8 protein-coding genes are annotated in these 9060 nt (G+C 57.8%); 2 read left to right on the forward strand and 6 right to left on the reverse strand.

Features of this window, described 5'->3' with window-relative positions; genetic code table 11:
- Positions 1-56: 56 nt before the first annotated feature.
- Complete coding sequence (gene holA, locus B3759_RS13250) at positions 57-1070, forward strand: DNA polymerase III subunit delta (RefSeq protein ID WP_291366497.1); 1014 nt, start codon at positions 57-59, stop codon at positions 1068-1070.
- A gap of 160 nt (positions 1071-1230) precedes the next feature.
- Here holA and scpB read toward each other — a convergent pair whose 3' ends face one another.
- From scpB to B3759_RS13275, 5 genes are all read right to left on the reverse strand, one after another.
- Positions 1231-1947: an SMC-Scp complex subunit ScpB gene (scpB, locus tag B3759_RS13255; protein ID WP_291366499.1), complete on the reverse strand. Its 717-nt coding sequence runs from the start codon at positions 1945-1947 to the stop codon at positions 1231-1233.
- Positions 1948-2114: 167 nt separating this feature from the next.
- Positions 2115-2927 (reverse strand): segregation and condensation protein A, encoded by an 813-nt coding sequence (locus B3759_RS13260; RefSeq protein WP_408736494.1) that lies wholly within the window; start codon positions 2925-2927, stop codon positions 2115-2117.
- Positions 2928-2958: 31 nt separating this feature from the next.
- Complete coding sequence (locus B3759_RS13265; protein WP_291366474.1) at positions 2959-3987, reverse strand: SPOR domain-containing protein; 1029 nt, start codon at positions 3985-3987, stop codon at positions 2959-2961.
- Complete coding sequence (gene argS / locus B3759_RS13270; protein WP_291366476.1) at positions 3984-5771, reverse strand: arginine--tRNA ligase; 1788 nt, start codon at positions 5769-5771, stop codon at positions 3984-3986. The genes B3759_RS13265 and argS overlap by 4 nt, the downstream gene beginning before the upstream one ends.
- Before the next feature lie 126 nt (positions 5772-5897).
- Complete coding sequence (locus B3759_RS13275) at positions 5898-6839, reverse strand: LysR substrate-binding domain-containing protein (protein ID WP_291366478.1); 942 nt, start codon at positions 6837-6839, stop codon at positions 5898-5900.
- A 109-nt stretch (positions 6840-6948) separates the two neighbouring features.
- On the opposite strand from B3759_RS13275, the gene B3759_RS13280 reads away from it, so the two are divergent.
- Positions 6949-7482 (forward strand): lipocalin-like domain-containing protein, encoded by a 534-nt coding sequence (locus B3759_RS13280; protein ID WP_291366480.1) that lies wholly within the window; start codon positions 6949-6951, stop codon positions 7480-7482.
- Positions 7483-7726: 244 nt separating this feature from the next.
- On the opposite strand, the gene B3759_RS13285 is transcribed toward B3759_RS13280, so the two are convergent.
- Positions 7727-8845 (reverse strand): glycosyltransferase family 4 protein, encoded by a 1119-nt coding sequence (locus B3759_RS13285; protein ID WP_291366482.1) that lies wholly within the window; start codon positions 8843-8845, stop codon positions 7727-7729.
- Positions 8846-9060 lie beyond the last annotated feature (215 nt).

Below are 9060 nucleotides of genomic sequence, written 5' to 3' on the forward strand. Positions count from 1 at the left end.
GGCTTCACTGCACGGATGAGTGGGGAGGCTTTTTCTCCCCCTCCTTTCTTTCCGTGGTGAAGATCGATTCCCGCTCGGTCGGGAAAGTGCTGGGCGCACCTGATAACTGGCGCTTCGTACTCCTGCACGGTGATGATAGTGGCCTGATCCGGGAACATGCGGCCGCGTTGACCCGCCGCTCCGCAGGCTCACTGGATGATCCGTTCCGGGTTTCCCTTCTTGCCCGCGATGACCATTCCCGTTTTGAGGAAGAAGCAACTGCGCTGTCACTCGATGGCGGTCGACGGGTTGTCTGGGTGCGTGAAGCAACCGACGGACTGGCCGCCGCCGTCACATCCGTTCTCGACAGTCCCGCAAACAGCCTGATCATTCTGGAAGCTGGAGCTCTCCCCGCACGCGGCAAGCTCCGCAAACTGGCGGAGACCCGACCGGATTCCGCCTCCATCGGCTGTTATCCGGAAGAAGGACGCGCGCTCGAAGGGTCCGTGCGACGGATGCTGGAAGAGCGACACGTCCGGATCAGCAATGAAGCCTTGGCGTGGCTTGCTGGTCGGTTGGGCGCGGACCGGGCCGGGGTCCGCAATGAAGTGGAAAAACTTGCGCTCTACGCAGGCGAAAACGGCGAACTGCATCTCGATGACCTGATGCTCTGCATTGGCGATTCCGGATCGGCCTCGGTCGATGACGCCGTTTTTCTCGCCATGGAAGGTGACAAGGCCGGGGCCGATCTTGCGCTAGAGCGAGCGCTGTCCGAAGGCGCGAACCCGGTGGCCGTAGCCCGTGTTCTGCTCAGCCATATTGGGCGTCTGCGCCGGGTGAAGGCGGAGCTTGAACGCGGACAGAGCCGGATGGACGCCATGAAGACGCTGCGTCCTCCTGTCTTTTTTAAGAAGCAGCAGTCATTTGAACGGGCGCTGGATGCCTGGTCACTTCCGGCCCTGCTGGATCTGGCCAAACGGACACAGGCGTTCGAGTTCGCCTGCAAACAGACCGGTTCCATGGATGTTCTGCTGTGCCGTCGTCATCTCGCCGCAATCGCCGGCAGGGCCGCGCTCAGCCGCCGACGCTGACAGAGCATATACAACTGGTTGCCTCTTGCAGGGAGCGCTGATTTTCCCACCGGTTTCCTGATCGCAAACGGTTTCCAAAGGCAGGCCTTTGGCGGGGTTCGGGGCAGCGCCCCGTAAATTTCTCCCGGCAAAAAAAGCTACAGCAGAAGAACCATTGGTGTCAGTCGTCTGCGAGACCGCCAGCAGACCCGGCAGGTGACGCTTCTTCCTCGACAATGACGCCCTCCGCCTCTTCAATCGGCGCGGGATGAGGCGCCAGCAGGTCGGCTGTATTTTCCGCAGGCCGCCTTGGCGACGTCGGCATATCGCCCATCAGCTCTTCCCGACGCGGCAGGTCGTTGAGGCTCTTCAGACCGAAATGGCGCAGGAAATCGGGCGTTGTGCCCCACAGGACCGGGCGTCCCGGCACTTCCTTCCGGCCACGTGGCGCGATCAGCGATTCCTCGATCAGCGTATCCAGTATGTTCTGATTGACGCTGACTCCGCGGATTTCCTCGATCTCGGCGCGGGTACAGGGCTGATGATAGGCAATGATCGCCAGCGTCTCCATGGTCGCCCGCTGAAGCCTGCGCGGCTTGGGCATGACCCGTGTCAGGCGCGGAGCAAGATCAGCGGCGGTGCGAAACTGCCAGCCTCCTGCAACCTCTACAGGCACAACGCCGCGTCCCTCATACCGGGATACAAGCGCGGTGAGCACAGCGCGCACATAGGCCCCGATGTCGTCCACCGTATCAGGGATCAGTCCCTGTCCCTCGAGCAGCCCGAGAATGGCACGGGCGCTGACGGGATCGGTGCTGGCGAAAATCATCGCCTCCACAATCCGGACCGCTTCGTCAGATGGCGTTGTCTGGGCTGGTGGCTTGCATTCGCTCTGCATGAGCGCCGCAATCACGGCTGCCTCTTCATCTCTAGACTCGACGGTTTCAGAAAGGGGAGCTTTTCCTTCAAGCAGCACATCGACCTGAACAGCAGCCATCGACTCTGTCAGGGCATGGCTCTCAGACGGAGCGACACCGTTTTCATCCGGTGGCTGCACGGTGTCATTCATGCTTCTTCCCCCTGCGGTCTGAGCATGATGCGCCCGAACGCCTCGTCCTGTTTCAATTCCAGCATGCCGCTCTTGGCCAACTCCAGCCCGGCGATCAGCGTTCCCGCCATCGCCGCACGGCGGATGCGCACACCTTCGACCTCATCGGTGCCATCGGGCAGGTCCGGCATGAAATCGTCCAGCGCGTTCCAGCCGGGCGGCGTGCTGCCCAGCAGCTTGCGTAGCCGGGCCAGCGCATCCTGCACGGACCAGAACCGGATGGTGCGAGGCGTATAGACACGATGCCGCGCCGAACGGCGGATGACGGCCATATAGGCCCGCATCAACTGTGGCACGTCCAGCGCCAGACCGGACCGATCGATTTCCACAAGCGTTTCGCTGGCGCCACGGGAAAAGACATCGCGTCCAAGCTGCGGACGGACCGCCATCCACTCAGCCGCCGCGCCAATCCGGGCCAGTTCTTCCAGTCGAGCCGCGAGAAGTTCCGCCGCATCCTCGGCTTCCTCATCAGGGCCGTCTTCCGGAGGCAGAAGCAGGCGTGATTTCAGCCAGGCCAGCCACGCTGCCATGACCAGCCAATCTGCAGCCAGTTCCAGCCGGATCGACCGGGCAGACTCCACAACGGCAAGATACTGTTCGACAAGCTGGAGAATCGAGATCTTGGCCAGATCGACCTTCTGCGCGCGCGCAAGATCAAGCAGCAGATCAAGCGGTCCCTCGAATCCCTCCAAATGCAGCAGGGGAGACCGAAGCTCTCCCCCTTCCTCCTGCGGCGCTCCTGTCCCGTCTCCCTTTTCCGGGCTGCACATGCCCTGAAAGCCGCAGTCAGATAGCATGAACTCAGGGGCGCAGGACGTTACAGGCATGCCCATGTTCACGCAGGCTGTCACAGAACGCCCGGGCGGATGCGATGCTGTCGAATCCCCTCGTGCGCAGACGGTAGAAAATCGCGTTGGTGTGGGTCACCTTCTCGATCACAGGAGAACGCCCGGCCAACAGATCGGGAGAAGCGCTCTTGATCCTATCCCACTCCTTGAGAGCGGCATCCTGAGAGTTGAGGGCGGCAAGCTGGACGCCATAAGGCCCGGACGTCGCGGCAGGAACAGCGCGGGTGGCCTTCGGTGCTTCGGGTTTCGCCGCAACCGGTTTCGCTTCAGGATGGCTTGGTGGGGCAACCGGCTTTTTGGCTTCAGGCGGGGCTTCTTCAATCGCACCATTACCGGCATCCGCAGCTGGCGCTTCATCGCCAGCGGTGGAAGGTGCACTCGTAATGTCCTCGCTCGGCAGTCCCTTGCCGGGAGCCGCTTTTTCAGGGTCAACCGGGGTTACGGTGTCTTCCGCTGCAGGAACCTGATCGCTTCCGGCTGCGGCGGTCTTTTCATCCGCTGGAGCCGCATCCTTCGCGGGCACGTCCTGCGGCGCGTCCTCTTTCGCAGCGGCCCCATAACGGGCCGCGAGTGCCGCCGGATCAGGCTGCTCAGGAGACGGCGCAAGATGTGTCGCTCCCTGCTGCTCTGTCTCCATGGGCGGCGGCATCATGTCGTTCAGCTCCATCCCGCCCGGATCGAGAGGCTTCTCACGAATGGGTTCAGGAGGCGGCCCAAACACGGGAATACCGCTCTGGTGATGCCCTATCAGCGACCAGCCGCCCACACCGACCAGCAGCAGCGCACCGAGCCCCACTGCGCCATAGGTCAGTGCGCGGGTTGTCTTGTCCGCAGGCAGGAGCGAGCTGAGCGCAAACGCCTTGGTGCCCCGGTTACGACGCGGAGGGGCAAGATCGTCATCATAATCCGTCGCCATGCGCTCACGGGCACGGCTGAGACGGTCTTCATGTGGGTTGGGTGGCGGGGAATCGGTCTCGGTCATCGCATTTCCTCGACGGGTTCAACACCCATGACAGCCAGACCGGAGCGGATGGCCATGGCCGTCGCCGCTACCAGCGCCACACGGGCCAGTGTTCCTTCACGGTCATTCTCCTGCAGGAAGCGCAGGGTGGTTTCATCGCGGCCCCGGTTCCACAGTGCGTGGAAGTCAGCAGCCAGATCGCCCAGATAGAAAGCGATGCGATGCGGCTCGCGGGCGGCGGCGGCTCCTTCGATCGTACGGGGCCAGCTTGCAATCCGGCGCAACAGCGCGATCTCGGCGTCGGCGATGAGCGCCTTGAGTGACACCGTTTCCAGCGCAGCCGATGTGACAGCCTCTGCTCCCAGCATTTCTTCGGCGGCACGCAGAACCGAGCGGCAGCGTGCATGGGCATACTGCACATAGAACACCGGATTGTCGCGGGTCTGCGCCACTACCGCGTCCAGATCGAACTCCATCTGCGCATCGCTCTTGCGGGTCAGCATGGTGAAGCGCACGGCGTCCTTGCCCACTTCGTCCAGCAAGTCGCTCAGCGTCACAAAGGTGCCAGCGCGTTTGGACATGCGGACCGGCTGGCCGTCGCGCACGATATGCACGATCTGGCACAGCAGTATTTCCAGTGCCACCTTGCCGTCCGTCAGCGCCTTCACTGCCGCTTTCATGCGGCTGACATAGCCACCGTGATCCGCACCCAGCACGTCAACCAGCACCTGCTCGCCGCGCTCGATCTTGTCGAGGTGGTAGCCGATGTCATTGGCGAAATAGGTGTTGGTGCCGTCCGACTTGCGGAGCGGACGATCCACATCGTCGCCAAATTCGGTCGAGCGGAACAGCGTCTGCGGGCGGGCTTCCCAGTCGTCAGGCAGCTTGCCCTTGGGTGGCTCCAGCACGCCCTCGTAGAGCAGGCCTTTGGCTTCGAGCATCTTGATAGCACGGTCAGTCACACCATCCGCCAGCACTTTCGCTTCGGAAGTGAACACATCGTGCTTTACGCCGAGGGTCAGCAGATCCTCACGGATACCGTCCATCATGCGGGCGACGGCGAAATCCTTCACAAGCGTGAACCACTTCTCGGCGGGCGCAGGCTTTGCGCCGTCCTCGGCGAGGGAAGTGCCGTGCGCTTCAGCCAGAGCTTGCCCGATGGGGATCAGATACTCGCCCTGATATTGCAGACCATTCGGAGTGATGGCGTTGAATGCCTCGGCGTCCATCGTCGAGCCGATAGCCTGAAGGTAACGCCAGTAGGTCGCCCAAGCCAGCGCTGCGACCTGATTGCCCGCGTCGTTGATGTAGAATTCCTTGGTGACGTCGTAGCCAGCCTTGTCCAGCAGATTGGCCAGCGCGTCACCGACAACAGCACCGCGACAGTGACCAACATGGATCGGACCGGTCGGGTTGCAGGAGACGTATTCGACGTTGACCTTCGTGCCCTTGCCGATCTGCGAGTCACCGAAAGACTCGCCAGCTTTCAGAACGGCGGGGATGACGTCCTGCAGGACGGAATGATTGAGGGTGATGTTGACGAAGCCCGGGCCAGCAGCCTCGGCGGAGGCGATTCCCTCAACGCCGAGAAGCGATGTCGCAATATCGGCGGCGATGTCGGCCGGCTTGCGACGCGCCGGTTTGGCGGCGATCAGCGCCGCATTCGTGGCCATGTCACCATGCGCGGGGTCGCGTGTCGGAGTCAGTTCCACGCGGGCGAGGAGATCCTCGCTGATATCCGGCACGATGCGACGCAGGACATCCAGTACATGTGCGCGGTAACGTTGGAACAGACAGTCAGACATGCGTGCGGGCTCCCCCCTTTTGTTTGGCGCGTTGTAAGTCAGCGCCCCTTGATCCAGCGGATGTCGTCATACAGCGCAATGACGGGAAACGCGACTGCGGCAGAATCGAAAGAACGATAAACCCGATCAGCGCCGCAAGTCGGTCGCCAGTTCATCACCGAACCCGCCTGCATCACGGAAAAACTCCCGCAGCAGTTCCAGAAAGGCCCGCACATTGGCGTTGGACTGCTGACGCGGCAGCATGACTGCATAGAGATCGACTTTTTCACCATAAAAATCAGGCAGGATTCGGACCAGTCGCCCGCTGGCGATGTCTTTGTACACATCGCTGAGCAGCTTGTAGGCGATTCCGCGTCCAGAGACCGCCCAGTCATGGATGATTTCACAGTTGGTGCTGGAAAGCTTCGGATTCACCGTGACCACATGCTTTTCGGTCTCGTTGCCGACGGCCCATTTATTGAGAACAGTCATTGTTTTCTGCCGTCGGATACACAGACATTCATGATTGACGAGATCATCCGGCGTTTGCGGCAGAGGCCGATTCTCGAAATAGGTCGGGGAGGCACAGAGCACCCGTCGCGTGGTGGCCAGAAGCGTGACGATCGATCCCGGCGTGTCGGGCAGACCAAGGCGGATATTGATATCCAGAAGGCCGTCGCCGGGGTCGTGGATGCCTTCGCTGGCCAGCACGAGACTGATCTGGAGCTGGGGATAGCGTTCGCTGAACGCTTCGATGAACGGGGCGATCTGTCGACGCCCCAGTTCCATCGGCGCGCCAACAATCAGGCTACCCTGCGGCTCGCTGCTGGCTGAGGCGATCTCGTTTTCAAGCGTGTCGATTTCCGCAACGATCACCAGTGCCCGCTCGTAATAGACCTGTCCGGCCTCACTGAGACGAAAGACCCGGGTGGTTCTGATGATGAGCGTCACACCAAGCCGGGCTTCAAGGGTCGCCAGTCTTCGGGAAATGACAGCCGGTGACGTGCCGACAGCGCGGGCAGCGGCGGTGATACTGCCCGCATCGACAAGGTTGATGAAAAATCTCAGATCGCTGGCTTCGCCCTGCATGTCACTGGTCCATTGTTGCGTCAGCTGAAAAAGCGTTTTGTTTTTAAGGCCGCTACCGGATCACCATTTCTTGAGCGCATACTCCACTCAAATCAGAGGAGTTATAGACGTGAATATCGTTCAGGAGAAAAGTCCCAAGTCGCCAGAAATGAAGTCTGTTGCGACAGGTGTCGCTGCTTCAGATGAAAAAAACAAACATTTGTCTGAGCTGGTTGGCGAAGATCTCAAGAAGGCCCTGATCGGCACATGGCAGCTTGTTTCCTATCAGGTTGAGCTGCAGGAAACGGGCGAATTCATTGATGCGATGGGCGAAACCCCGCGTGGCCGTGTCATCTTCACCCCCGACAACTGGGTGGCTTTCAATCTGGAAGGCAGCAACCGCACGCCTGCGGAAACCGTGGACGATCATCTGGCGCTGCTGAACACGCTGGTTGCCTATATCGGTCGCTATCGCATCGAGGGAAACCAGTGGGTCACCACGGTTGAGACGGCCTGGGCACCACAATGGGTCGGCACCGAGCAACGTCGCACGGTGAAAGTGGATGGCGAGTTTGCCAGCGTTATTACGCCCTGGCGGAAAATGCCGAACTGGGGTGGTGGCAAGATGTCACGCAGCATCATCCGCTTCCGCCGGGCCAGTTAAGTTGGCTGGTCATTACTCCGGAAATTCAGTCCCGGAGTAATGACCTTTGATTACGGAACAATCGGATGAGATTGTTTCGTAATCAGTTACGAGAATTTTTCTGCCTGTTGCCGTTAAGCAAAGTGGATAGATATTTCATCGATCCACTCAGATATAAAAAATATTTGATTTTAAGGAATGCCTAGCAAACATTCGCTGTCCAAAAGCAGATATACTCTACAATCTATGAAATAGTTCCCAGACATCACGCTGAAACAAAATCTTTCCTGATTTTTTCAAGGATCAGAAAGCCATTTTCTTGAAATGTATCCGGTCCATAATCCGCTCTAACATCATGCATGGCCCGTTTTCCTAAACGTTCCAACATGGAAGGATCAGAAAATATCTTTTCGAGATTGGCACATATCGTTTCAGGCAAAGCATCCGTCAGAACAAATCCAGTCTCATTGTCACGCACACTTTTCTGAAGTTCGCCGACAGGTGTCGCCATGACAGGAAGACCTGCCGCCATAGCTTCGTGAGCAGCCAGACACATTCCTTCAAACAAGGACGGCTGAATATAAACGTGTAGATGCTCAAGAAAGGCCGCCGTATCTTGTTTTGATAAAAGACCAACCAGCGACACTTTATTCTGCATATCATAGCGATTGATCATGCTCTGAAGTTCATCTCTCTGGTGTCCCTCCCCAACAATCGTAAGGCACACACGATCTGCCAAAGCAGGATTTCTTTCCCGAAAAAGATGTAATCCTTCCAGCAAGACAAAATAGTTTTTCTGCTCTGCCAATCTGCCAATACTACCTAAACGCAGTACTCCATCACCATTCCAATAATCGGAAACCGTGACTGAAGTGTCGCAGCAATAAAGCGGCCAAGACATGATATGGTTTTTCGGCACCCCCACGTCGGTTTCCAGAAACCGTGCCACAGTAGGTGAGTCTGCAATCCATAATTTCGAAAAATTCTGAATGGCTTTCGTATAGGACCTTACAGTCGCGCTATGTTTCCAGCTGACAACGGGAACGCCTGTCAGTTTACCCGCGATTTGCCCAACAAGAGTAGCAGCACTCAATGAAGTCCAAATAAAATCTGGTTTTAACTTACGAATTATTTTAACAAGACTAAATATATTTCTTATTTTACTACGCTTTCGACTGGCCATAAGCGTATAGGACAGGCCCGCTTCATCAAGACGACCTGCCCCCAGCATGTCACGAGCCTCACAACTGACAATCTCAACGCTATGTCCATATTGCTTAAATACTTCAACAATCTGCGGAATAACGAACTGAGTACCACCATTCTCAAGGCTCGTAATCAAATAAAGAATTTTCACAATTGAATTGCAACCTTTTTCGAACAACAGAGGATAGCTCTGTATTACCTCTTTTGATGAATAACCATGGCGATCATCAAGTGCACCTTACATATTTATTTTGGCATGCCACACTTATATCCTCATAGCTATGTCATTTAGAGTATTAAACTTTTGTCTAAATCATATATGACCATAAAACATCGACGGACACCTTCCCTTGCATTCTCCACGTTTTCCCGAAGCTCCGACCACAAAAAAAG

The organism is Acetobacter sp. UBA5411, assembly GCF_002409645.1.
Classification (GTDB): Bacteria; Pseudomonadota; Alphaproteobacteria; order Acetobacterales; family Acetobacteraceae; genus Acetobacter.